This is a genomic window from Flavobacterium sp. IB48 (genome assembly GCF_016405855.1).
Classification (GTDB): Bacteria; Bacteroidota; Bacteroidia; order Flavobacteriales; family Flavobacteriaceae; genus Flavobacterium; species Flavobacterium ginsengisoli.
In genome coordinates this window covers 39892-64013 of the sequence record NZ_JAEFCA010000006.1, presented here as the reverse complement: position 1 = coordinate 64013, position 24122 = coordinate 39892, and the positions used below count along the sequence as shown (strand labels likewise).

Here is a 24122-nt window from a genome sequence, read left to right as displayed (position 1 = left end):
CATTCATTAAACTAATTGGACTTTTATAAAAGATTCGATAATTTTTTAAAAACTACTTTTCTTACTAATTTCTATTATAAATTTGAAGGATTTTTCTTTCTTATACAGGCAAAAATATTTTAGTTATGAATTTTAAGTTTTTCAACAAGTATTTTCATTTTACAAAACAGCAGCGAATAGGCCTTTTTATGCTCTTCATTATTATGATAGGGTTGCAACTGTTTTATTATTTATCCGATTTTAATATTTCAGAAAGTAAAAGTTCTGAAAAAGAGCAATGGCTTGCTCTACAGTCAGAAATCGATCAGGAAAAGTTAGACGATAAAAAGGTAAGCCCAATTAATTATCTTTTCAACCCTAATTTTATTTCTGATTATAAAGGATACAAGCTCGGAATGTCGGTAGAGGAAATTGATCGACTAATGGCATTTCGGAAAGAGAATAAATATGTAAACTCAGCAGAAGAATTTCAGAAAGTCACAGGAGTTTCAGATTCACTATTAGATAAAATTTCTCCTTTGTTTAAATTTCCAGATTGGAAACAGAATAAAAATAATTATAGTACTGAGAAAAAAGATTTTAGTATAAATAGTTTTCCAAAAAAAGAAAAGTTTCCAATATTAGATATTAATGAAGCAACTCAAGAAGATCTGATTAAAATCTACGGAATAGGAGAAGGGCTGTCTTCTAGAATCTTAAAACAAAAAGAAATTTTGGGTTCATTCGTTTCAATGGAACAAATGAAAGATATTTGGGGGCTTTCTCCAGAAGTTGTCAATGAATTAAATGCTCATTTTAAAGTTGTAATTCCTTCAAACTTGAAGAAAATAAATGTAAATGAGGCTTCATTAAAAGAATTAGCTCAATTTTCATACTTCAAATACACACTCGCAAAACAAATAGTCACTTATAGAAGTATGAACGGAAATTTTAATAATATTGAGGATTTAGCAAAAATTAAAGATTTTCCTGTTGAAAAAGCAAAAATAATTAGTTTATATTTGGAGTTCTAAAAAGAAACTAACTCATGAACTTTGATTACAACGAAACACAACTAATGATTGCACAGTCTATAAAAGACTTTGCAGAAAAAAATATTAGACCTTATATAATGGAATGGGACGAAGCGCAAATTTTCCCAATCCAATTGTTTAAGCAACTTGGCGAGATGGGCTTCATGGGAGTTTTAGTTCCAGAAGAGTATGGAGGTTCAGGTTTGGGGTATCACGAATATATTACAGTTGTAGAAGAAATTTCAAAAGTAGATCCATCAATCGGGTTGTCTGTTGCTGCGCACAATTCTTTATGCACCAATCATATCTTAACGTTCGGAAACGAAGAGCAAAAGAAAAAATGGCTTCCTAAACTTGCTACCGCTGAATTCATAGGTGCGTGGGGATTAACAGAACACAATACAGGTTCAGATGCTGGCGGTATGAATACTACTGCAGTTAAAGACGGAGACCATTGGATTGTAAACGGTGCTAAAAACTTTATTACGCATGGTATTTCTGGAGATGTTGCAGTTGTAGTAGTGCGAACTGGAGAAAAAGGAGATTCTAAAGGAATGACTGCTTTTGTTTTTGAAAAGGGAATGAAAGGCTTTTCATCAGGCAAAAAAGAGAATAAATTAGGAATGAGAGCAAGCGAAACTGCCGAATTGGTTTTTGATAATTGTCGAGTTCCCGATGAAAATAGATTAGGAGAAGTTGGAGAAGGTTTTGTTCAGGCAATGAAAATTCTTGATGGCGGGAGAATCTCGATAGGGGCTCTATCTTTAGGAATTTCAAAAGGAGCGTATGAAGCTGCATTGAAATATTCAAAAGAAAGACATCAATTTGGACAGCCAATTAGTAATTTTCAAGGAATCTCTTTTAAATTAGCAGATATGGCAACAGAAATTGAGGCTTCAGAATTATTGCTCCATAAAGCAGCTTTTTTAAAGCAAAAGCATAAACCAGTAACCACATCGGGTGCTATGGCAAAAATGTATGCTTCAGAAGCATGTGTCAAAATTGCAAATGATGCTGTTCAGATTCATGGAGGTTATGGTTACACTAAAGATTTTCCAGTGGAAAAATTCTATAGAGATTCTAAATTATGTACTATAGGAGAGGGAACAACCGAAATCCAAAAGGTTGTCATTTCTAGAAACTTATTGAAATAAAGCATTTGGAAGACGAAATGAAGTTGGTAAATAGTAGTTTTCTTCCTGATTATAGGTTTTAAGTGAAAATAATTTAAAATTTATAATTCATAATTCATAATTAATATATACATTTGCAGCCTTAACGAGAGGAGGTGTCTATATTATGTTAATTATACCAATTAAAGACGGAGAAAATATCGATAGAGCATTAAAGCGCTATAAAAGAAAATTTGATAAAACAGGAACTGTTCGTCAATTAAGAGCACGTACTGCTTTTATTAAACCATCTGTTATCAAAAGAGCTCAAATTCAAAAAGCAGCTTACATTCAAGGCTTGAAAGACAGTTTAGAAAGTTAGTATTTAGCTTTTTAAAAATAATTACCGTTAGTGGTCAAAATGTTTTAATTTTGATACTAACGGTTTTTTTGTGCTTAATATTTAAATTATGAAAACAAATAAAGAAGCTTTTTCGGATTATCTTTTATTGGAAAAAAAATATTCTGTACATACAGTTGGAGCTTACTTGAATGATATTGTGTCTTTTGGATCTTTTGTGAAAGAATCTTTTGATCAAGAGAGTATTGATTTGGTTAATTATAGCCAGGTAAGAAGTTGGATCGTTTTTTTGGTTGATCAGGGTATTTCGAATGTTTCCATCAATAGAAAAATGGCTTCTTTAAAAGCATTTTATAAATTTCTTTTGAAAACAAAACAAATAGAGGTTAATCCTATGCTGAAGCATAAATCTCTAAAAACGCCCAAAGTGGTTCAGATTCCTTTTTCGGAAAAAGAACTGGCTGATTTGTTTACAGTGATAGGTGCTCCTGTTGGTTTTGAGGAAATAAGAGATAGGCTTATTGTGGAGATGTTTTATGTGACAGGGATGCGTCGAGCGGAATTGATTAATTTGATGATTAAAAATGTGGATCGTTCAAATGGTTTGATTAAGGTTTTGGGAAAAAGAAATAAAGAGCGCATTATTCCGATTTTGCCGATTATTGCAGATCAGATTGATTTGTATGTAAAGGAAAGGGATGATTTGGATAGTTTGGTAAATTATGAGTGTTTTTTTGTTTCGAAAAAAGGGTTAAAATTGAGCGAATCTTTTGTTTATCGTTTAATAAATTCATACTTTAGTAGGGTCTCAGAAAAGGTAAAAAAAAGTCCGCATGTGCTTCGTCATACTTTTGCAGCACACCTTTTGAATAATGGGGCAGATTTGAATTCAGTTAAAGAATTACTAGGGCATTCTAGTTTGGCGTCTACGCAAGTTTATACTCATAATAGTTTAGCGGAGCTTAAGAAAGTGTATAGAGGTGCGCATCCTAGAAGTAAATAGTAGTTCTAAATGTTAATCCTAAAATTTTTATTATGAAGGTAGATGTTCATGCAGTTAATTTTACTGTCGACAGAAAATTGGTCGATTTTATCCAAGAAAGAATGGGTAAGCTAGAGAAATACTACGATCGAGTGGTTTCATCAGATGTTTTTTTGAAAGTTGAAAGAACGAGTGATAAAGAGAATAAGGTGGTGGAGATAAAGATTAATGTTCCTGGTGATGATTTTTTGGTAAAAAAACAGTGTAAAACATTTGAAGAGGCCGTTGAGCTTTCGGCAGAATCATTAGAACGTTTGCTTGTAAAAAGGAAAGAAAAAATTAGAGCGCACATTTAATTGAAATTTTTTTGAAAAAATGTTTTGATTAAAAGATAAAATAGCTACATTTGCAGTCCGTTAGAAATAGCGGACTTTTTTAATGCATTCGCCGATGTAGCTCAGCTGGCTAGAGCAGCTGATTTGTAATCAGCAGGTCGTGGGTTCGAGTCCCTCTATCGGCTCAATAAATTTCAAATGCGATTTGAAATTAGTTCTTTAAAATAATGGACTTTTAAAACTAGGGGAGATACTCAAGCGGCCAACGAGGGCAGACTGTAAATCTGCTGTGTGAACTTCGCAGGTTCGAATCCTGCTCTCCCCACAAATAAAAATTTAGGTTTTAGATTGTAAGTTATAGATTGTTAAATCTGTATTTTAAAGTCTTTTGATCTGAAAAATGGAAGCTCTGCCGGTGTAGCTCAGGGGTAGAGTGCTTCCTTGGTAAGGAAGAGGTCTCGGGTTCAAATCCCGACATTGGCTCAAGTAAGTAGGAAATTGAAAATTAATATATAACTAAGATTAAAAATTAAGTAAAATGGCAAAGGAGAATTTTAATCGTTCCAAACCGCACTTAAACATAGGTACAATTGGACACGTAGATCACGGAAAAACTACATTAACTGCTGCAATTACAAAAGTATTGTCAGATGCTGGTTACTGTCAAGCAAAATCGTTTGATCAAATCGATAACGCTCCAGAGGAGAAAGAAAGAGGTATTACTATTAATACATCACACGTAGAGTACGAAACAGCTAACCGTCACTACGCTCACGTTGACTGTCCAGGTCACGCGGATTACGTAAAGAACATGGTTACTGGTGCAGCTCAAATGGACGGAGCTATCTTAGTAGTTGCTGCTACAGATGGTCCAATGCCACAAACTCGTGAGCACATCCTTTTAGGACGTCAGGTAGGTATTCCAAGAATCGTTGTTTTCATGAACAAAGTGGATATGGTTGATGATGCTGAGTTGTTAGAGCTTGTTGAAATGGAAATTAGAGATTTATTATCTTTCTACGAATATGATGGAGATAATGGTCCTGTAGTTCAAGGTTCTGCTTTAGGAGGATTAAACAATGATCCAAACTGGGTACCTAAAATTATCGAATTAATGGAAGCTGTTGACAACTGGATCGAAGAGCCAGTACGTGACGTTGCTAAACCATTCTTGATGCCAGTTGAGGACGTATTTACAATTACAGGTCGTGGAACTGTTGCTACAGGTCGTATCGAAACTGGAGTTGCTAACACTGGAGATCCTGTTGAAATCATTGGTATGGGAGCTGAAAAATTAACTTCTACTATTACAGGAGTTGAGATGTTCCGTAAAATCCTTGATAGAGGTGAAGCTGGAGATAACGTAGGTTTATTGTTAAGAGGTATTGATAAAGCTGATATCAAAAGAGGTATGGTTATTATTAAGCCAGGTTCAGTAAAACCACACGCTAAATTCAAAGCTGAGGTTTATATCTTGAAAAAAGAAGAAGGTGGACGTCACACTCCATTCCACAATAACTACCGTCCACAGTTCTACGTACGTACAACTGACGTAACAGGAGTTATTTCTTTACCAGCAGGTGTAGAGATGGTAATGCCAGGTGATAACTTAACTATTGAGGTTGCTTTATTAAGCCCAATCGCTATGAACGTAGGTTTACGTTTCGCTATCCGTGAAGGTGGTAGAACAGTTGGTGCTGGTCAGGTTACTGAAATCGTAGAGTAATTCTATTAAAATAAAAAAGAAGCCAGTGATTATTTTTTAATCACTGGCTTTAATTACGGGCGTAGTTCAAGGGTAGAATAGCGGTCTCCAAAACCGTTGATGGGGGTTCGAATCCCTCCGCCCGTGCAATAAAAAATATATCAAATGACAAAAGTTACTAATTATTTATCAGAGGCTTTCGAAGAGTTAAAGTCAAATGTTACTTGGCCAGCTTGGGCTGAAGTACAAAAATTGACAATTGTTGTGGCTGTATTTTCGATCTTATTCGCTTTGGCAACTTGGGGAGTAGACGAATTTTTTGCAAAAGCTTTGGCTGGATTTTTTAACTGGTTAAAAGGATAATTTTTTTGTGATGGCAGATAATAATGTGAAAAAATGGTACGTAGTTAGAGCGGTTAGTGGTCAAGAAAATAAAGTGAAAGCTTATATCGAGACTGAGATTGCGAGATTAGGTATGGAGGATTATGTTTCTCAAGTTTTGGTTCCTACTGAAAAAGTGGTTACTGTAAAAGATGGGAAAAAATCATCTAAGGATAAAGTGTATTTTCCTGGATATGTTATGATCGAAGCTAACTTAGTTGGTGAGATTCCTCATATTATTAAGTCAATTACTAGTGTTATTGGATTTTTAGGGGAAACTAAAGGTGGAGAGCCGGTTCCTTTAAGACTTTCTGAAGTAAACCGTATGTTAGGTAAGGTAGATGAGTTAGCTGTAAATACAGATACTCGCTCTATTCCATTTAGTGTTGGTGAAACTGTTAAGGTTATTGATGGACCTTTCAATGGATTTAATGGATCTGTTGAGAAAATCAATGAAGAAAAGCGTAAGCTTGAGGTAATGGTTAAGATTTTCGGAAGAAAGACTCCATTAGAATTGAGTTTTATGCAAGTTGAAAAAGTATAATTTTTTGTTACACTATAATAAACCATTGTAATCGCTTCCATTGATTACAGTGTAAAATTTTTTAAAAATGGCTAAAGAAATTAGTAAGGTAGTTAAACTACAAGTTAAGGGAGGTGCTGCGAACCCGTCGCCACCGGTTGGACCTGCTTTAGGAGCTGCTGGGGTAAACATCATGGAGTTCTGTAAGCAATTTAATGCTAGAACTCAGGATAAACCTGGCAAAATTTGTCCAGTGCAAATCACTGTGTACAAAGACAAATCATTTGATTTTGTTGTTAAGACTCCTCCAGCAGCAGTTCAGTTAATGGAAGCTGCAAAGCTAAAATCTGGTTCTGGTGAGCCTAATCGTAAAAAAGTAGCAAGCGTTACTTGGGAACAAATTAGAACTATTGCTGAAGACAAAATGCCAGACTTAAACGCTTTCACAATTGAGAAAGCTATGAGTATGGTTGCTGGAACAGCTAGATCTATGGGTATAACTGTATCAGGAGATGCTCCTTTTTAATTAAGAAAAAGAAATGGCAAAATTAACAAAAAAGCAAAAAGAGGCTGCTTCAAAAATTGAAAAGAACAAATTATACTCTTTAAAAGATGCTGCTGCATTAATTAAAGTTGTTGCTTCTGCAAAATTTGATGAGTCTGTTGATATCGCAGTTCGTTTGGGTGTTGATCCAAGAAAAGCGAATCAAATGGTTAGAGGTGTAGTTACTTTACCTCACGGAACAGGAAAAGACGTTAAAGTATTAGCATTGGTTACTCCAGATAAAGAAGCGGAAGCTAGAGAAGCTGGAGCAGATCACGTTGGTCTTGACGATTACTTACAAAAAATTAAAGACGGTTGGACAGATGTTGATGTGATCATTACTATGCCTGCTGTTATGGGGAAATTAGGTCCATTAGGTCGTATTTTAGGACCTAGAGGTTTAATGCCAAACCCTAAAACAGGTACAGTAACTATGGATGTTGCTAAAGCTGTTCAAGAAGTTAAAGCTGGTAAAATCGACTTTAAAGTTGATAAAACTGGTATCGTACACGCAGGAATCGGTAAAGTTTCTTTTGGAGCTGAGCAGATTGTTGACAACGCACACGAAATTATTCAAACATTAATAAAACTTAAACCAACTGCTGCTAAAGGTACATACATTAAAGGTATTCACCTTACAAGCACAATGAGTCCTGCTATCGCATTAGACCCAAAAGCAGTATAATTGGTAGTTAAAAATTTTTAGTATGACTAGAGAAGAAAAATCAATCGCGATTGAAAATTTAACTGCGCAGTTAGCTGGTACAAATATCATTTACATTTCTGATATTTCTGGTTTAAACGCAGAGACAACTTCAAACTTACGTAGAGCTTGTTTCAAAGCAGGTATCAAATTAGAAGTTGTAAAGAACACTTTGCTTGCAAAAGCAATGGAAGCTTCTGATAATGATTATGGTGATTTACCTACAGTTTTATCAGGTAACAGTGCTATCTTTATTTCTGATGTTGCTAACGCACCTGGAAAAATTATCAAAGATTTCCGTAAGAAATCTGACAAACCAGTTTTAAAAGGAGCTTACATCAATTCTGAAGTATATATTGGGGATAACCAATTAGATGCATTAGCTACAATTAAATCTAAAGAAGAGCTTATCGGAGAAATCATTGGATTATTACAATCTCCAGCTCAAAGAATTATTTCTGCTTTACAAAACAAATTCGCTGGAAGCGAAGAAGAAGGAGCAGAGTAATTATCGTAAGGGAGTTTATTTCCTTACTGCTTAATTAGCGCACAATAATTAAATTATATTTTTTACACAAATCATTTTAAACGATAGAAAAAATGGCAGATTTGAAACAATTCGCAGAACAATTAGTTAACTTAACAGTTAAAGAAGTTAACGAATTAGCAACAATATTAAAAGATGAGTACGGAATCGAGCCTGCTGCTGCTGCTGTAGTAGTTGCTGCTGGTGGAGGAGACGGTGCTGCTGAAGAAGCACAAACTGAATTTACAGTTGTATTGAAAGATGCAGGAGCTTCTAAATTAGCTGTTGTAAAATTAGTTAAAGAATTAACTGGTTTAGGTCTTAAAGAAGCTAAAGATGTAGTTGACGGTGCACCAAGCAACGTTAAAGAAGGTGTTTCTAAAGAAGAGGCTGAAGGTCTTAAAAAATCTTTAGAAGAGGCTGGAGCTACTGTTGAGCTTAAATAATTAAACTCAGTTTAAGAACTAGGTTTAGGTCTTGAGTTAACACTCAAAGGCCTAAACCATTTTTCGTATAATAAAATATATTAAGTTTTATTATCCCATAGTTTAAAATACGAAAAAGTTTTTGATCAATACGAAGAAAGAAAATTAGGCTTAGTTTATAGAATTAATTTTTAAAGATGTATTGATTATAATAAGAAAGTATAGATTAAACAGTGTGTTTACACAAACAAAAATTACTTTTTTTTAATCAAAATTTTGTCCATTGATGATAACAAATCAGACTGAAAGATTGAATTTTGCCTCTACAAAAAATATCCCTGATTATCCAGATTTCTTAGATGTTCAGGTTAAATCTTTTAAAGATTTCTTTCAATTAGAAACGAAATCTGACGAAAGAGGCAACGAAGGGTTATACAATACCTTCATGGAAAACTTCCCAATTACAGATACAAGAAACAACTTTGTATTGGAATTCCTAGATTATTTTGTTGATCCTCCACGTTATACAATTCAAGAATGTATAGAGAGAGGTCTTACTTATAGTGTGCCTTTAAAAGCTAGGTTAAAACTATACTGTACAGATCCAGAACACGAAGATTTTGAAACTATTGTACAAGATGTTTATCTTGGAACAATTCCTTACATGACTCCTAGTGGTACTTTTGTTATTAATGGTGCCGAGCGTGTTGTAGTATCTCAATTACACCGTTCTCCAGGGGTTTTCTTTGGACAGTCATTCCACGCAAATGGAACTAAACTTTATTCTGCGAGAGTAATTCCTTTTAAAGGTTCTTGGATAGAATTCTCTACAGATATCAACAGCGTAATGTACGCGTATATCGACAGAAAGAAAAAATTACCTGTAACGACTTTATTCCGTGCTATCGGTTTCGAAAGAGATAAGGATATCCTTGAAATTTTCGACTTAGCTGAAGAAATTAAAGTTTCTAAAACTGGTATTAAGAAATATATTGGAAGAAGACTTGCTGCGCGTGTATTGAATACATGGCATGAGGATTTCGTAGATGAGGATACTGGAGAAGTAGTTTCTATCGAGCGTAACGAAATCATCCTTGATCGTGATACTATTATCGACAAAGATAATGTTGAAGAGATCATTGATTCTAACGTTAAATCTATTTTGTTACACAAAGAGGATAACAACCAAGCAGATTATGCTATTATCCACAACACGTTACAAAAAGATCCAACAAACTCTGAAAAAGAAGCTGTAGAGCACATTTACCGTCAGTTGCGTAACGCTGAACCGCCTGATGAGGAAACTGCTCGTGGTATTATAGATAAATTATTCTTCTCTGATCAACGTTATAACTTAGGTGAAGTTGGTCGTTACAGAATGAACAAAAAATTAGATTTAGATATCCCTATGGATAAGCAAGTGCTTACTAAAGAGGATATCATTACTATCGTTAAATATTTGATCGAATTGATCAACTCTAAAGCAGAGATTGATGATATCGATCACTTATCAAACCGTCGTGTTAGAACAGTTGGAGAACAATTGTCTCAACAATTCGGTGTTGGTTTAGCGCGTATGGCTAGAACTATTCGTGAGAGAATGAACGTTAGAGATAACGAGGTGTTTACACCAATTGATTTGATCAATGCTAAAACATTATCATCAGTTATCAACTCTTTCTTTGGAACTAACCAGTTATCTCAATTTATGGACCAAACGAATCCATTAGCTGAGATTACACACAAAAGAAGACTTTCTGCACTTGGACCAGGTGGACTTTCGAGAGAAAGAGCTGGTTTCGAGGTTCGTGACGTTCACTATACGCACTATGGTCGTTTATGTCCGATTGAAACTCCTGAGGGACCAAACATTGGTTTGATTTCATCTCTTGGTGTTTATGCAAAAGTTAATGGAATGGGATTCATCGAAACTCCATACCGTAAAGTAACAAATGGTGTAGTTGATTTAGAAAGTACTCCAGTTTACTTAAGTGCTGAAGAAGAAGAAGGTAAAATGATTGCTCAGGCAAACATTGAGATGGACGAAACTGGTAAAATTACAGCTAGCAATGTAATTGCTCGTGAGGAAGGTGACTTCCCGGTTGTTGAGCCATCAGTAGTTCATTATACAGACGTTGCACCAAACCAGATTGCTTCGATTTCTGCATCATTGATTCCTTTCTTGGAGCATGATGATGCGAACCGTGCGTTGATGGGATCTAACATGATGCGTCAGGCAGTTCCTTTGATCCGTCCTGAAGCACCGATTGTTGGTACAGGTTTAGAGCGTCAGGTAGCTTCTGATTCAAGAGTATTAATCAATGCTGAAGGGCATGGTACTGTTGAATACGTAGATGCTAACATCATTACTATTAAATACGATCGTACAGAAGACGAAAGAATGGTAAGTTTTGATGCTGATGAGAAAACGTACAACTTAATTAAATTTAGAAAAACCAATCAAGGTACAAGTATCAACTTGAAACCAATCGTAAGAAGAGGTGATAGAGTTGTTCCTGGTCAAGTATTGTCTGAAGGATATGCTACTCAAAATGGAGAATTAGCTTTAGGTAGAAACTTAAAAGTTGCGTTCATGCCATGGAAAGGGTACAACTTCGAGGATGCGATTGTAATTTCTGAGAAAGTAGTTCGTGATGATATTTTTACTTCTATCCACGTTGATGATTATTCATTAGAGGTTAGAGATACTAAGTTAGGAAACGAAGAGTTAACAAACGATATTCCTAACGTTTCTGAAGAAGCTACTAAAGATTTAGATGAAAACGGTATGATCAGAATTGGAGCAGAGGTTAAGCCTGGCGACATTTTGATCGGAAAAATTACACCAAAAGGAGAATCAGATCCTACTCCAGAGGAGAAATTGCTTCGTGCAATCTTCGGAGATAAAGCAGGTGATGTAAAAGATGCTTCATTAAAAGCTTCTCCATCTTTACATGGTGTAGTTCTTGACAAAAAATTATTTGCAAGAGCCGTAAAAGATAAACGTAAACGTACTCAGGATAAAGATGCTTTAGGCGCTTTAGAAATGGAATTCGAAACTAAATTTGTTGAATTAAAAGACAGATTGGTTGAAAAATTATTCTTGATCGTTAACGGAAAAACATCTCAAGGTGTAATGAATGATTTGGGTGAAGAAGTTTTACCAAAAGGTAAAAAATATACTCAAAAAATGCTTTACGCAGTAGAAGATTTTGCTCACTTAAGCAAAGGTCAGTGGGTTGCTGATGACGCTACTAATAAAATGGTTAATGATTTAATTCATAACTATAAAATTAAGCTGAACGACTTACAAGGAGCTTTAAGAAGAGAGAAATTCACTATTACAGTTGGAGATGAATTACCATCTGGAATCTTGAAATTGGCTAAAATCTATATCGCTAAAAAACGTAAGTTAAAAGTGGGTGATAAAATGGCGGGTCGTCACGGTAACAAAGGTATTGTTGCTAGAATCGTTCGTCATGAAGATATGCCTTTCCTTGAAGACGGAACACCGGTAGATATCGTATTGAATCCACTTGGGGTACCTTCACGTATGAACATTGGTCAGATTTATGAGACTGTATTAGGATGGGCTGGTATGAACTTGGGTAGAAAATTTGCTACTCCAATTTTCGACGGTGCTTCTCTTGACGAGATCAATGCTTTGACTGATGAAGCTAACGTACCACGTTTTGGACATACTTATCTATTTGATGGTGGAACTGGAGAGCGTTTTGCACAAAAAGCGACTGTGGGTGTAATTTACATGCTTAAATTAGGACACATGGTTGATGATAAGATGCACGCACGTTCTATCGGACCATACTCATTGATTACGCAACAGCCACTTGGAGGTAAAGCTCAATTTGGAGGTCAGCGTTTTGGAGAGATGGAGGTTTGGGCACTTGAGGCTTATGGAGCTTCTAGTACACTACGTGAAATCTTAACTGTTAAGTCTGATGACGTTATTGGTAGAGCTAAAACTTACGAAGCTATCGTTAAGGGTGAAACTATGCCAGAACCAGGTTTACCAGAATCATTCAATGTATTAATGCACGAATTGAAAGGTCTAGGTTTAGATCTTCGTTTGGAAGAATAAATAAAAAGTTTCCAGTCACAGTCTCAGTATTCAGTTTAGCGCTGAACATTGGGACTGAGACTGTTTACTAAATGTTAGAAGTTTTTAAAGATTTATACCCGTAAACCGTTCCGATTTTTTATAACAATGCAAGGCATTTTATAACTAGCACTTCAAATAAGAATTTGAGGTTTAGAGAAGTAACCCGAGGTAGTGTTTTAAGTCAAAAGTTTAAAAGTCCAAAGTCTAAAGTCAGCAATGACTTTAAAAACTTTATGACATTTGACTTTAGACTAGGCTAAGAATCAATTTTTTAATTGCAAATAAATCAATAGTAAAAACTATGATGAATAACAGAAACAATAAAGATAAGAATCCAGTAAAAAGATTTAACAAAATTTCTATTGGATTGGCTTCACCAGAATCTATCTTGAAAGAATCAAGAGGAGAGGTTTTAAAGCCAGAAACAATTAACTATAGAACGCACAAACCAGAGCGTGACGGACTTTTCTGCGAAAGAATCTTCGGACCAGTAAAAGATTTCGAATGTGCTTGTGGTAAGTATAAAAGAATTCGTTACAAAGGTATCATCTGTGACCGTTGTGGTGTTGAAGTTACTGAGAAAAAAGTACGTCGTGATAGAGTAGGTCACATCAACCTTGTTGTGCCAATTGCTCATATCTGGTACTTCCGTTCTCTTCCAAACAAAATTGGTTATATCCTTGGTCTTCCATCTAAGAAATTAGATATGATCATTTACTACGAAAGATACGTAGTAATCCAAGCAGGTATCGCTAAAAATGCAGATGGAGAATCATTACAAAGATTAGATTTCTTAACTGAAGAAGAATATTTGAATATTTTAGATACTCTTCCACAAGAAAACCAATATTTAGATGATTTAGATCCAAATAAATTTGTTGCCAAAATGGGAGCAGAGTGTATTATGGATTTATTAGCTCGTATTGACTTAGATGCTTTATCTTATGAATTAAGACACAGTGCTAACAATGAGACTTCTAAACAAAGAAAAACTGAAGCTCTAAAAAGATTACAAGTTGTTGAGTCTTTCCGTGAGTCTAACGAAAACCGCGAAAACCGTCCAGAATGGATGATTATGAAAGTGGTTCCAGTTATTCCACCAGAATTACGTCCGCTTGTGCCACTTGATGGAGGTCGTTTTGCAACTTCAGATTTGAACGATTTATATCGTCGTGTAATCATCCGTAACAATCGTTTGAAAAGATTAATGGAGATTAAAGCTCCAGAAGTTATCTTAAGAAACGAGAAACGTATGTTACAAGAATCTGTAGATTCATTATTTGATAACACTCGTAAAGCTTCTGCTGTTAAAACAGAATCTAACAGACCATTAAAATCATTATCTGACTCGTTAAAAGGTAAGCAAGGACGTTTCCGTCAAAACTTACTTGGTAAACGTGTGGATTATTCTGCTCGTTCGGTAATTGTTGTTGGTCCAGAGTTGAAATTATATGAGTGCGGATTGCCAAAAGATATGGCATCTGAGTTATACAAACCTTTCGTTATCCGTAAATTGATAGAAAGAGGTATTGTAAAAACAGTAAAATCTGCTAAGAAAATCATTGACAAAAAAGAGCCGGTAGTTTGGGATATCTTAGAAAACGTAATTAAAGGACACCCAGTATTACTGAACCGTGCTCCTACTTTGCACAGACTTGGTATTCAGGCTTTCCAGCCAAAATTAATTGAAGGAAAAGCGATCCAGTTACACCCACTAGTATGTACGGCTTTCAACGCCGATTTCGATGGTGACCAGATGGCGGTTCACTTACCATTAGGACCAGAAGCTATTTTAGAAGCACAATTATTAATGTTGGCTTCTCACAATATCTTGAACCCTGCAAATGGTGCTCCAATTACTGTACCTTCTCAGGACATGGTCTTGGGTCTATACTATATGACCAAAGAGCGTATTTCTACAGAAGATCACATTATTTTAGGTCAGGATTTGACTTTCTATTCTGCTGAAGAAGTAAACATTGCATTAAACGAAGGAAGATTAGAATTGAATGCTCGTGTGAAAATTAGAGCTAAAGATTTTAATGATGCTGGAGAATTAGTGTACAAAATCATTCAAACAACTGCAGGACGTGTATTATTTAACGAAGTAGTACCTGAAGCAGCTGGATATATCAATGACGTATTGACTAAGAAAAACCTTAGAGATATTATCGGACACATTTTAAGTGTGACTGATGTACCTACAACGGCAGCTTTCTTGGATAATATGAAAGATATGGGTTATAAATTCGCATTTAGAGGAGGTTTATCATTCTCTTTAGGTGATATTAGAATTCCAGAACAAAAAACGAAGTTAATTGCAGATGCTAGAGAGCAAGTTGAGGGTATCTCAACTAACTATAACATGGGTCTTATCACAAATAACGAGCGTTACAACCAAGTTATTGACGTATGGACTTCAGCAAATGCTCAGTTGACAGAGTTAGCAATGAAGAATATTAGAGAAGACCAACAAGGTTTCAACTCTGTATATATGATGCTTGACTCTGGGGCGAGGGGTTCTAAGGAACAGATTCGTCAGTTAACTGGTATGCGTGGTTTGATGGCTAAGCCTAAAAAATCTACTGCTGGTGGTGGTGAGATTATTGAAAACCCGATTCTTTCTAACTTTAAGGAAGGTCTTTCGATCCTTGAGTACTTCATTTCTACTCACGGTGCTCGTAAAGGTCTTGCGGATACGGCTCTTAAAACGGCCGATGCTGGTTACTTGACTAGAAGGCTTCATGACGTTTCTCAAGATGTTATTGTTAACATCGAAGATTGTGGAACTTTAAGAGGTGTTGAAGTTGCGGCATTGAAGAAAAATGAGGAAATCGTTGAATCTTTAGGAGAGAGAATTTTAGGACGTGTTGCATTACAAGACGTTATTAATCCTCTTACTAACGAAGTAATGGTTAAATCTGGAGAGCAAATTACAGAATCAATCATGAGAACTATAGAAGCTTCTCCAATTGAAAAAGTAGAAGTTAGATCTCCATTAACTTGTGAAGCTTTAAAAGGTATTTGTGCTAAATGTTACGGTAGAAACTTAGCTACTGGTAAGATGACACAAAGAGGTGAAGCTGTCGGAGTTATTGCAGCTCAGTCTATTGGAGAGCCAGGTACACAGTTGACACTTCGTACGTTCCACGTTGGAGGGGTTGCTGGAGGTATCTCTGAAGAGTCTAGTATTGTTACAAGATTCGCAGGTAGACTTGAAATTGAAGATTTAAAAACAGTTAAAGGTGAAGACGGAGAAGGTAACTCTGTTGATATCGTAGTTTCACGTTCAACTGAGTTGAAATTAGTTGACGAGAAAACTGGAATTGTTTTAAATACACATAACATTCCTTACGGATCTAGTATTTTTGTTAATGATGGAGATACTGTCGCTAAAGGAACTGTAATCTGTAAATGGGATCCATATAACGGTGTAATTGTTTCTGAATTTACTGGTAAGATTGCTTACGAAGATTTAGAGCAAGGACAATCGTTCATGGTTGAGATCGATGAGCAGACTGGTTTCCAAGAAAAAGTAATTTCTGAGGCTAGAAACAAAAAATTAATCCCAACTTTATTGGTTTACGGTAAAGAAGGTGAATTGATTCGTTCTTACAACTTACCAGTAGGTGCACACTTAATGGTTGAAAACGGTGAGAAAATTAAAGCAGGTAAAGTATTAGTAAAAATCCCACGTCGTTCTTCTAAAGCGGGCGATATCACGGGAGGTTTACCAAGAATTACTGAGCTTTTAGAAGCTCGTAACCCTTCAAACCCAGCGGTTGTATCTGAAATTGATGGTGTTGTATCTTTTGGAAAAATCAAAAGAGGTAACCGTGAGATCGTTATCGAATCTAAATTTGGTGAGATTAAAAAGTATTTAGTTAAACTTTCTAGTCAAATCTTAGTACAAGAAAATGACTTCGTAAGAGCGGGAGTTCCATTGTCTGACGGTGCAATTACACCAGATGATATCTTAAGAATTCAAGGTCCAGCTGCTGTTCAACAGTACTTGGTAAATGAAATTCAAGAGGTTTACCGTTTACAAGGGGTAAAAATTAATGATAAGCACTTTGAGGTAGTTATTCGTCAAATGATGCGTAAAGTAAGAGTTCAGGATCCAGGTGATACTTTATTCTTAGAGGATCAATTAATTCACACTAAAGATTTCATCGTTCAAAACGATAAATTATACGGTATGAAAGTAGTTGAAGATGCTGGAGATTCTTCAGTATTGAAACCAGGTCAGATTATTACACCTCGTGAATTACGTGATGAAAATTCATTATTGAAACGAAATGATAAAAATCTTGTTGTAGCAAGAGACGTAATTACTGCAACTGCAACGCCAGTTCTTCAAGGTATTACAAGAGCTTCGTTACAAACTAAATCATTCATTTCTGCGGCTTCATTCCAGGAGACAACGAAAGTACTTAACGAAGCTGCTGTAGCTGGTAAAGTAGATGATCTAGAAGGATTAAAAGAAAATGTAATTGTTGGACATAGAATTCCTGCGGGAACTGGTATGAGAGAATACGATAACACTATCGTAGGATCTAAAGACGATTACAACGAAATGATGGCTAATAAAGAAGAATACATTTATTAATTAGGGAAACTATGAGTAATCCGAAACAACAACAAGAGCAAATTAACATTGAGTTAGACGAAACAATTGCAGAAGGAATTTATTCTAATCTTGCGATTATCAATCACTCATCATCAGAATTTGTTTTAGATTTTGTGAGCATTATGCCAGGTATTCCTAAAGCCAAGGTAAAGTCAAGAATTGTTTTGACACCACAACATGCTAAAAGATTATTGAGAGCAATAGGTGAAAACATCCACAGATTTGAAGCTGCTCATGGCGAAATCAAAGAAACGGAACAAGCACCAATTCCGCTTAATTTTGGTCCTGCTGGACAAGCATAAATTTTTAAGCCCCTTTTTTAAGGGGCTTTTTTATTGGAATACAGAAATGAAAATGCAGTTTGTCTGATTTAATTTACTTTGGTCGACTAAATTTCGTTTTAACCGTGTTTTATCTTAATTTGGGATAGCCTAAAAAAGATTAAATTTTGAAATATAATGACTTAGTAAGGTTGATTTAATTCAAATTATAAAAAAGCGCTGATTTTAGAATTAGCGCTTTTTTTATGTAAACTTTTTTGCTGGTATGAAAGAGAAGCTAAATAAAAAGGCTGTTTAAAATTTTAAACAGCCTTTTTATATTTCTTTAAAGTTTAGATTTAATCAAACTCCGATGTAAAGTATAATTTTACAGATGGATATTTGCTTTGCGTCATTTGAATTGTAAAATCAGAGTCTGCTAAGAATACCAATTGACCATACTTATCGTGAGCAAGGAATTTTTGTTTGATACGTTTAAACTCTTTAAATTCTTCATTTTTAGCATCGTCAGGTTTTACCCAGCATGCTTTGTGTACAGGGAAGTTCTCGTAAGTACATTTTGCTCCGTATTCGTGCTCCAAACGGTATTGAATTACCTCATACTGAAGTGCACCAACAGTTCCGATAACTTTACGGTTGTTCATTTCTAAAGTAAACAACTGAGCAACACCTTCATCCATTAACTGATCAACCCCTTTTTCTAATTGCTTGGCTTTCATAGGGTCAGCATTATTGATGTATCTAAAGTGTTCTGGAGAGAAACTCGGAATTCCTTTAAAACTCATGATTTCGCCTTCAGTTAAAGTATCTCCAATTTTAAAGTTTCCAGTATCGTGTAAACCAACAATGTCACCTGGATAAGAAATATCTACAATTTCTTTTTTCTCAGCGAAAAAAGCATTCGGACTTGAGAATTTTAAATTTTTCTTCTGACGAACATGGTAATACGGTTTATTTCTTTCAAAAGTTCCAGAAACGATTTTAATAAATGCTAAACGGTCACGGTGCTTCGGATCCATATTTGCGTGGATTTTGAAAACAAATCCAGACATTTTTTCTTCTGTAGGTTCAACCGTACGAGTTTCAGAATCTTTTGCTCTCGGAGATGGGGCAATTGTAATGAAACAATCTAACAACTCGCGAACTCCAAAATTATTTAAAGCAGAACCAAAGAATACGGGCTGAATTTTTCCATCTAAATAATCTTGACGTTCAAATTTTGGATAAACCTCATCAATCAATTCCAATTCTTCACGAAGTTTATTTGCCGCTTTTTCACCAACAATTTTATCTAATTCTGGATTGTTTTGCACATCAGAAAAAGCAATTGTTTCTTCGATATTTTTACGGCTGTCTCCGCTGAAAAGGTTAATGTTTTCTTCCCATAAGTTATAAATTCCTTGGAAATCATAACCCATTCCAATTGGGAAACTTAAAGGAGTTACTTTTAAGCCTAATTTTTGTTCTACTTCATCCATTAGATCGAAAGCATCTTTACCTTCACGGTCTAATTTATTGATAAAAACAATCATTGGAATGTTACGCATTCTACAAACAGCAACTAATTTTTCTGTCTGCTCCTCAACCCCTTTTGCAACGTCAATCACAACGATTACGCTATCAACAGCAGTTAAAGTTCTAAATGTATCTTCAGCAAAATCCTTGTGTCCAGGAGTATCAAGGATGTTGATTTTTTTATCTTTATAATTAAAAGCAAGCACAGAAGTTGAAACCGAGATACCTCTTTGGCGTTCGATTTCCATAAAGTCACTAGTTGCGCCTTTTTTAATTTTGTTATTTTTTACAGCTCCTGCTTCTTGAATTGCACCTCCAAATAAAAGTAATTTCTCTGTTAATGTCGTTTTACCGGCATCGGGATGCGATATAATTCCAAATGTTCTTCTGCGTTGTATTTCTTTTAAAAAGCTCATATTTCGTATAAATAGGTTGCAAAAGTACTATTAAATTACGGCTTTATAAAAATATTCAGTTCTTAAATTTGGAAGTCTTTCTTCTAACTGGATTTTGAAACAAAAAAATAAGGCTGTTTTGCAACAGCCTTAAATAGTCATTTTTAAAATTACTGATTAATTGACCAAATTGAATATCCTTTTGGAGGACATTGTATTTTTACCCATTTATCTGCCTGAGTAGTTGGATACCAAGTTGAGTTTCCTGTGAAATCTTTAATTTGAGTGTTTGCCCAGTTAGTCTGAATCCATCTTTCTTGCCAAACATCAGAGTTGTTAATGTAAACTACCAATCCCGGATTTCCGTTGTATCCATTTCTTCTTGCAACATATTCGTCATTATCAGAATATAAAATAGAGGTTGTTCCAGTTGCTTTATTGTTATGAATCCAAATTAAGTTGTTTAGTTTGTTTTTGTCTAGCCATTCTTCATAATCTCTGTAGAAGATAGTTGGATAACCTTCATGAGTTAAGATGTAAGAATAGGCTAGTAATTTGTTCCAAATTTCATCAGTATCATGGTTGGTTACAAAAGTTACTGCTTTATACGGATTACGTTTCCACATCATATCATCATTCAATAAAGCCAAATTGTTTCCGTCAAAGGCATCATTCATTTTATAGTAACAAGCAAAATCAAACACAGAACTGTTTGCATTATTAGCCCACCATTCAAGCGTATTTACGTTAGAATCCCAATATTCTCCAACAGAAAATCCACCTACGTTTGCATTCCAAGCATTTACAACCCAAGGGCCAAAACCTTTTACGTAGTCAAATCGCCATCCATCAAATTTCATAGTGTTTTTATAATACTTACCAACACCATCAGCTCTAAGCCAAAGCCAGTTTTGAACATTTGGTGCAGCGTGGCACAAATCTGGAAAACCTCCAAAAGATCCTTCGTCATTGTTTCCATAACTATTTTTGTAAAAATCATTATAGTTACGAGGAAATTTACCCGATGCTACTCCTGTAAAATTGGTCCAAGTATTTGTTCCAGTAAAAGGATTAGCTTCAGATTGCCCTCCACTATTATGATTGATTACGATATCGGCATACACTTTTATATTCTCATTATGAGCTGCTGTAATTAAGCTTACTAACTCAGCTTTAGATCCAAATCTTGTTTCAGTGCTTCCATTTTGGTTGTAATCTCCAAAATCAAAATAATCTGTTGGGTCATACCCCATAGAAAAAGCTCCGTTTTGGGCTTTAGAAGCGGGTGGAAGCCAAATTGAGCCAATTCCAGCATTTCCCCATGCAGTTACTTTGCTGCTTACGGTATTCCACCAATTTCCTCCAGATGGAACATCCCAGTAGAAAGCCTGCATCATAACGCCACCGCCAGGATTGTCAACATATTTTCCTGTTGCAGAAGTACTCGAAACTCCCGTGCTAAAAGGTTTTCCGTCATGATGTGTAACATCAATTACTTTAAATTTTTGACTTTCAGCTTTTGCATCCGACTCATTGATTTCATTTTGAGAACACGAATACAATAGTCCGCTAAATGCCATAATAAGGCATAATTTTAAAATAGGTTTTTTCATAATAGATGTGGTTAAGTTAAATAGTAAGCTTTGTAATTCTTTAACTTAAAGCTCTAAAAAAAGTAGATATTACTATTTTTAGATGCTCTAAATTGATAATTACGCATCTAAAGTAAATGTTTTTTGATTTAATTTTAATTTGTAAGAAAATAGTTCTTTACGAAAACGTTGTAGTGTTAAGAACTTTTTTATAATGCTTATAATAAGCAGTTTATTGGTTGTTTAAAATCAAGATTTAAAGTCAATTAGAAAAATCCCTATAAGTGAATTGAAAAAGCTGAAATAGATGATTTTGCAGATTGAAATCGAACTATCCTATAATTTTTTGTTAATAGTATATCCGATAGTTGGATTATGTAATTGAATTGTTATTTTTGTTCGTTATAAGTTACGAAAGAACTATACTTTAATTATTTATGTTTGACGAACATATATAGTTTCTGGGGGATTATCTAAAACAGGCTTACATTCAAATAAAATTTAAAATAATGCTATTAAAAAAATTACAGCTAAAAACAATTGATTACAGGTTTGCACTAACAATTTGTTTTTTCCTTTTTTTTACTTCAATCATCACAGCCCAAGAAGTTATTCCTGATGTTGTTGCTCAAAAGCCAGTTGAAACTCCTTCTGGCGGAAAAATGAAAATTGACGGAATTATCGCTACAGTAGGAGATTATATCGTTTTAGATTCTGATATCGACAAAGGCTTTTTAGAAATTACTGCACAAGGTGGATCTATAAAGGATATTACAAGATGCCAGATGCTTGGTAAACTTTTGGAGGATAAATTATATGCTCACCAAGCAATTCAGGATAGTATTATTGTAAGCGATGCTGAAGTTAGAAGTATGATGGAGGAACGTCTTAATTATATGACGCAGCAAGTTGGAGATATCAATAAAGTAGTAGAATACTATAAAAAAGGTTCTGTTGAAGAATTTAAAACCTATTTTGCAGATATCTTAAAAGAGCAGAAATTGGCTAGTGAGATGAGGGATAAGATTGTAAAAGATGTTGAGATTACTCCAGAGGAAGTTCGTAATTTCTTTAAGAAAATCCCAAAAGATGAATTGCCAACTTTTGGAGCAGAAATGGAAGTTGCTCAGATCGTTGTTGAGCCAAAAGTTTCTAAAGAAGATAAGCAAAAAGTAATAGATAGATTAAATGCCATAAGACAAGATGTTCTTGAAGGTTCTAGTTTTGCTACAAAAGCAGTTTTATATTCTCAAGATCCTGGATCTGCTCCAAATGGAGGATATTACAAAATGACAAGAAAAACTCCTTTTGTGAAAGAATTTAAAGATGTTGCTTTTAGTTTACAGGCAGGAGAAATTTCGCAGCCATTTGAAACAATTTACGGATTTCATATTATTATGGTAGAAAAAATTAAAGGGCAAGAAGTAGAGCTTCGTCATATATTGATTTCTCCAACTGTTTCAGAAGCAGCTTTAAAAGAAGCTAAAGAAAGAATTACAAATATTAGAAATAAAATTGTCAATAAAGAGGTGACTTTTGCCGAAGCTGCAAGAACAGAATCTGATGAAAAAGAAACTAGAGCAAACGGAGGAACATTGGTAAATCCAACAACACAAGATACTCGTTTTGAGTTGACAAAAATGGATCCAACTTTATATAGCCAAGTTTCAAATTTGAAAGGAGACGAAGTTTCTCAACCACTTTTAAATACAGATGATAAAGGTAAAAAGACGTATAAGTTAATTACGGTTACAAATAGAATTGACGAGCATACAGCTGATTACGCGAAGGATTATACTAAAATTAAAGAATTGGCATTAAAAGAAAAACAAATCAATGCAATAGCAAAATGGTTTGATGCTAAAATTAAAGACACGTATATCAAAATTATTGGAGAATATAAAGACTGTACGTTTGCAAACAATTGGTTGAAAAAATAAGTTTTAATAAATAAATAAAAAGAGTTAGTTTTATGAATTCATAGAATTAACTCTTTTTAATTTTAAATACATTTATAAATGTCTGACGTAGCAGCAATTCACAATTTAGTTCAAAAAAGAAACGAATTAAAAAAAGAAATAGCGAAAATTATTGTAGGGCAAGACGCCGTTGTAGATCAAATTTTACTTTGTATATTTTCTGGGGGACACGCACTTTTAATTGGAGTTCCAGGTTTGGCAAAAACCTTAATGATAAATACTTTATCTCAGGCTTTAGGGCTAGATTTTAAAAGAATTCAATTTACACCAGATTTAATGCCTTCTGATATTTTAGGAAGCGAAATTTTGGATGAGAATAGAAACTTCAAATTTATTAAAGGACCAATTTTTTCTAATATTATTTTGGCGGATGAGATAAACAGAACACCTCCAAAAACACAAGCCGCTCTACTTGAAGCCATGCAGGAAAGATCGGTTACGATTGCAGGGCAACATCATAAATTAGATTTACCTTATTTTGTTTTAGCAACTCAAAATCCTATTGAGCAGGAAGGAACTTATCCTTTGCCTGAAGCGCAGTTAGATCGCTTTATGTTTGCTATCAAATTAGAATATCCAACTTTTGAAGAAGAAGTTCAGGTAGTTAAACGAACAACTTCTGATGTTAAAACAGAAATTAATCCGTTATTTAATGCTCAGGAAATTATCGATTTTCAGCATTTAATTCGTAGAATTCCAGTTGCAGACAATGTTATTGAATATGCAGTAACTTTGGTAAGTAAAACTCGTCCAGATAATAGTTTGACTAATGATTTTGTAAAAAACTATTTAGATTGGGGAGCAGGACCAAGGGCTTCACAAAATTTAATTCTTGCTGCAAAAGCACACGCAGCTTTTAATGGAAAGTTTTCGCCAGATATTGAAGACGTTCAAGCTGTGGCAACGGGTATTTTGAGGCATAGAATTATTAAAAATTATAAAGCTGATGCTGAAGGTATAACAGAAGAGGTAATTATTAAAAAACTAATGTAAAAATCTA

The 24122-nt window shown here is 34.7% G+C and carries 19 protein-coding genes and 4 tRNA genes; 21 read left to right on the top strand and 2 right to left on the bottom strand.

The window, feature by feature from the left end:
- Positions 1-125: 125 nt before the first annotated feature.
- From JC605_RS18000 to JC605_RS17910, 19 genes are all read left to right on the top strand, one after another.
- Positions 126-1013 carry a helix-hairpin-helix domain-containing protein gene (locus JC605_RS18000; protein WP_198857525.1) on the top strand — a complete coding sequence of 296 codons (888 nt, stop codon included), beginning with the start codon at positions 126-128 and terminating at the stop codon, positions 1011-1013.
- Positions 1014-1027: 14 nt separating this feature from the next.
- Positions 1028-2167, top strand: a complete 1140-nt coding sequence (locus JC605_RS17995; RefSeq protein ID WP_198857524.1) for an acyl-CoA dehydrogenase family protein — start codon at positions 1028-1030, stop codon at positions 2165-2167.
- A 145-nt stretch (positions 2168-2312) separates the two neighbouring features.
- Positions 2313-2507, top strand: coding sequence for a 30S ribosomal protein S21 (gene rpsU, locus JC605_RS17990; protein ID WP_026730435.1), 195 nt, complete (start codon positions 2313-2315; stop codon positions 2505-2507).
- A gap of 88 nt (positions 2508-2595) precedes the next feature.
- Positions 2596-3489 carry a tyrosine-type recombinase/integrase gene (locus tag JC605_RS17985; protein WP_198857523.1) on the top strand — a complete coding sequence of 298 codons (894 nt, stop codon included), beginning with the start codon at positions 2596-2598 and terminating at the stop codon, positions 3487-3489.
- Between the two features lie 32 nt (positions 3490-3521).
- Positions 3522-3824, top strand: coding sequence for a ribosome hibernation-promoting factor, HPF/YfiA family (gene hpf, locus JC605_RS17980; RefSeq protein WP_008466930.1), 303 nt, complete (start codon positions 3522-3524; stop codon positions 3822-3824).
- Between the two features lie 90 nt (positions 3825-3914).
- Positions 3915-3988: transfer RNA gene (locus JC605_RS17975), tRNA-Thr, on the top strand.
- A gap of 59 nt (positions 3989-4047) precedes the next feature.
- Positions 4048-4128 (top strand) — tRNA-Tyr (locus tag JC605_RS17970).
- 86 nt (positions 4129-4214) lie between these two features.
- Positions 4215-4286, top strand: a tRNA-Thr gene (locus tag JC605_RS17965).
- A 55-nt stretch (positions 4287-4341) separates the two neighbouring features.
- A complete protein-coding gene (tuf, locus tag JC605_RS17960; RefSeq protein WP_012024011.1) occupies positions 4342-5529 on the top strand; it encodes an elongation factor Tu in 1188 nt (395 codons plus the stop codon).
- A gap of 55 nt (positions 5530-5584) precedes the next feature.
- Positions 5585-5655, top strand: a tRNA-Trp gene (locus tag JC605_RS17955).
- Positions 5656-5673: 18 nt separating this feature from the next.
- Entirely contained in the window at positions 5674-5871 is a 198-nt protein-coding gene (secE, locus tag JC605_RS17950) for a preprotein translocase subunit SecE (RefSeq protein WP_008466927.1), read from the top strand.
- A 10-nt stretch (positions 5872-5881) separates the two neighbouring features.
- Positions 5882-6433 (top strand): transcription termination/antitermination protein NusG, encoded by a 552-nt coding sequence (gene nusG, locus JC605_RS17945; protein ID WP_008466925.1) that lies wholly within the window; start codon positions 5882-5884, stop codon positions 6431-6433.
- Between the two features lie 67 nt (positions 6434-6500).
- The gene (gene rplK, locus JC605_RS17940; protein ID WP_008466923.1) at positions 6501-6938 is read left to right on the top strand and encodes a 50S ribosomal protein L11; all 438 of its coding nucleotides are present in this window, start codon (positions 6501-6503) and stop codon (positions 6936-6938) included.
- 13 nt (positions 6939-6951) lie between these two features.
- A complete protein-coding gene (rplA, locus tag JC605_RS17935; RefSeq protein WP_025572415.1) occupies positions 6952-7641 on the top strand; it encodes a 50S ribosomal protein L1 in 690 nt (229 codons plus the stop codon).
- Between the two features lie 22 nt (positions 7642-7663).
- Positions 7664-8167 carry a 50S ribosomal protein L10 gene (rplJ, locus tag JC605_RS17930; protein ID WP_091492767.1) on the top strand — a complete coding sequence of 168 codons (504 nt, stop codon included), beginning with the start codon at positions 7664-7666 and terminating at the stop codon, positions 8165-8167.
- 92 nt (positions 8168-8259) lie between these two features.
- Positions 8260-8631: a 50S ribosomal protein L7/L12 gene (gene rplL / locus JC605_RS17925; protein WP_008466917.1), complete on the top strand. Its 372-nt coding sequence runs from the start codon at positions 8260-8262 to the stop codon at positions 8629-8631.
- A gap of 265 nt (positions 8632-8896) precedes the next feature.
- Positions 8897-12709, top strand: a complete 3813-nt coding sequence (gene rpoB / locus JC605_RS17920) for a DNA-directed RNA polymerase subunit beta (protein WP_073410849.1) — start codon at positions 8897-8899, stop codon at positions 12707-12709.
- A 322-nt stretch (positions 12710-13031) separates the two neighbouring features.
- Positions 13032-17339, top strand: a complete 4308-nt coding sequence (rpoC, locus tag JC605_RS17915) for a DNA-directed RNA polymerase subunit beta' (protein ID WP_198857522.1) — start codon at positions 13032-13034, stop codon at positions 17337-17339.
- An 11-nt stretch (positions 17340-17350) separates the two neighbouring features.
- On the top strand, positions 17351-17662 hold the full coding sequence (locus tag JC605_RS17910) for a DUF3467 domain-containing protein (protein ID WP_012024017.1): 312 nt from the start codon (positions 17351-17353) through the stop codon (positions 17660-17662).
- A gap of 317 nt (positions 17663-17979) precedes the next feature.
- Here the strand turns inward: JC605_RS17910 and JC605_RS17905 are convergent, their stop codons facing one another.
- Positions 17980-19572 (bottom strand): peptide chain release factor 3, encoded by a 1593-nt coding sequence (locus JC605_RS17905; protein ID WP_132989548.1) that lies wholly within the window; start codon positions 19570-19572, stop codon positions 17980-17982.
- A gap of 149 nt (positions 19573-19721) precedes the next feature.
- The gene (locus tag JC605_RS17900; protein ID WP_198857521.1) at positions 19722-21164 is read right to left on the bottom strand and encodes an alpha-amylase; all 1443 of its coding nucleotides are present in this window, start codon (positions 21162-21164) and stop codon (positions 19722-19724) included.
- Positions 21165-21652: 488 nt separating this feature from the next.
- Here JC605_RS17900 and JC605_RS17895 point away from each other — a divergent pair, with 488 nt between their 5' ends.
- On the top strand, positions 21653-23083 hold the full coding sequence (locus JC605_RS17895; protein WP_198857520.1) for a peptidylprolyl isomerase: 1431 nt from the start codon (positions 21653-21655) through the stop codon (positions 23081-23083).
- A 78-nt stretch (positions 23084-23161) separates the two neighbouring features.
- Positions 23162-24115: a MoxR family ATPase gene (locus tag JC605_RS17890; RefSeq protein WP_198857519.1), complete on the top strand. Its 954-nt coding sequence runs from the start codon at positions 23162-23164 to the stop codon at positions 24113-24115.
- Positions 24116-24122 lie beyond the last annotated feature (7 nt).

What these genes read in the sequence shown, in the direction of transcription:
- nusG (WP_008466925.1), top strand. Translation starts at nt 5,882, where the DNA reads ATGGCAGATAATAATGTGAAAAAATGGTACGTAGTTAGAGCGGTTAGT.
- rpoC (WP_198857522.1), top strand. Translation starts at nt 13,032, where the DNA reads ATGATGAATAACAGAAACAATAAAGATAAGAATCCAGTAAAAAGATTT.
- rplK (WP_008466923.1), top strand. Translation starts at nt 6,501, where the DNA reads ATGGCTAAAGAAATTAGTAAGGTAGTTAAACTACAAGTTAAGGGAGGT.
- JC605_RS17905 (WP_132989548.1), bottom strand. Translation starts at nt 19,572, where the DNA reads ATGAGCTTTTTAAAAGAAATACAACGCAGAAGAACATTTGGAATTATA.
- JC605_RS18000 (WP_198857525.1), top strand. Translation starts at nt 126, where the DNA reads ATGAATTTTAAGTTTTTCAACAAGTATTTTCATTTTACAAAACAGCAG.
- secE (WP_008466927.1), top strand. Translation starts at nt 5,674, where the DNA reads ATGACAAAAGTTACTAATTATTTATCAGAGGCTTTCGAAGAGTTAAAG.
- JC605_RS17890 (WP_198857519.1), top strand. Translation starts at nt 23,162, where the DNA reads ATGTCTGACGTAGCAGCAATTCACAATTTAGTTCAAAAAAGAAACGAA.
- JC605_RS17900 (WP_198857521.1), bottom strand. Translation starts at nt 21,164, where the DNA reads ATGAAAAAACCTATTTTAAAATTATGCCTTATTATGGCATTTAGCGGA.
- rpoB (WP_073410849.1), top strand. Translation starts at nt 8,897, where the DNA reads ATGATAACAAATCAGACTGAAAGATTGAATTTTGCCTCTACAAAAAAT.
- JC605_RS17910 (WP_012024017.1), top strand. Translation starts at nt 17,351, where the DNA reads ATGAGTAATCCGAAACAACAACAAGAGCAAATTAACATTGAGTTAGAC.
- hpf (WP_008466930.1), top strand. Translation starts at nt 3,522, where the DNA reads ATGAAGGTAGATGTTCATGCAGTTAATTTTACTGTCGACAGAAAATTG.
- rplA (WP_025572415.1), top strand. Translation starts at nt 6,952, where the DNA reads ATGGCAAAATTAACAAAAAAGCAAAAAGAGGCTGCTTCAAAAATTGAA.
- rplJ (WP_091492767.1), top strand. Translation starts at nt 7,664, where the DNA reads ATGACTAGAGAAGAAAAATCAATCGCGATTGAAAATTTAACTGCGCAG.
- JC605_RS17995 (WP_198857524.1), top strand. Translation starts at nt 1,028, where the DNA reads ATGAACTTTGATTACAACGAAACACAACTAATGATTGCACAGTCTATA.
- rpsU (WP_026730435.1), top strand. Translation starts at nt 2,313, where the DNA reads ATGTTAATTATACCAATTAAAGACGGAGAAAATATCGATAGAGCATTA.
- rplL (WP_008466917.1), top strand. Translation starts at nt 8,260, where the DNA reads ATGGCAGATTTGAAACAATTCGCAGAACAATTAGTTAACTTAACAGTT.
- JC605_RS17985 (WP_198857523.1), top strand. Translation starts at nt 2,596, where the DNA reads ATGAAAACAAATAAAGAAGCTTTTTCGGATTATCTTTTATTGGAAAAA.
- JC605_RS17895 (WP_198857520.1), top strand. Translation starts at nt 21,653, where the DNA reads ATGCTATTAAAAAAATTACAGCTAAAAACAATTGATTACAGGTTTGCA.
- tuf (WP_012024011.1), top strand. Translation starts at nt 4,342, where the DNA reads ATGGCAAAGGAGAATTTTAATCGTTCCAAACCGCACTTAAACATAGGT.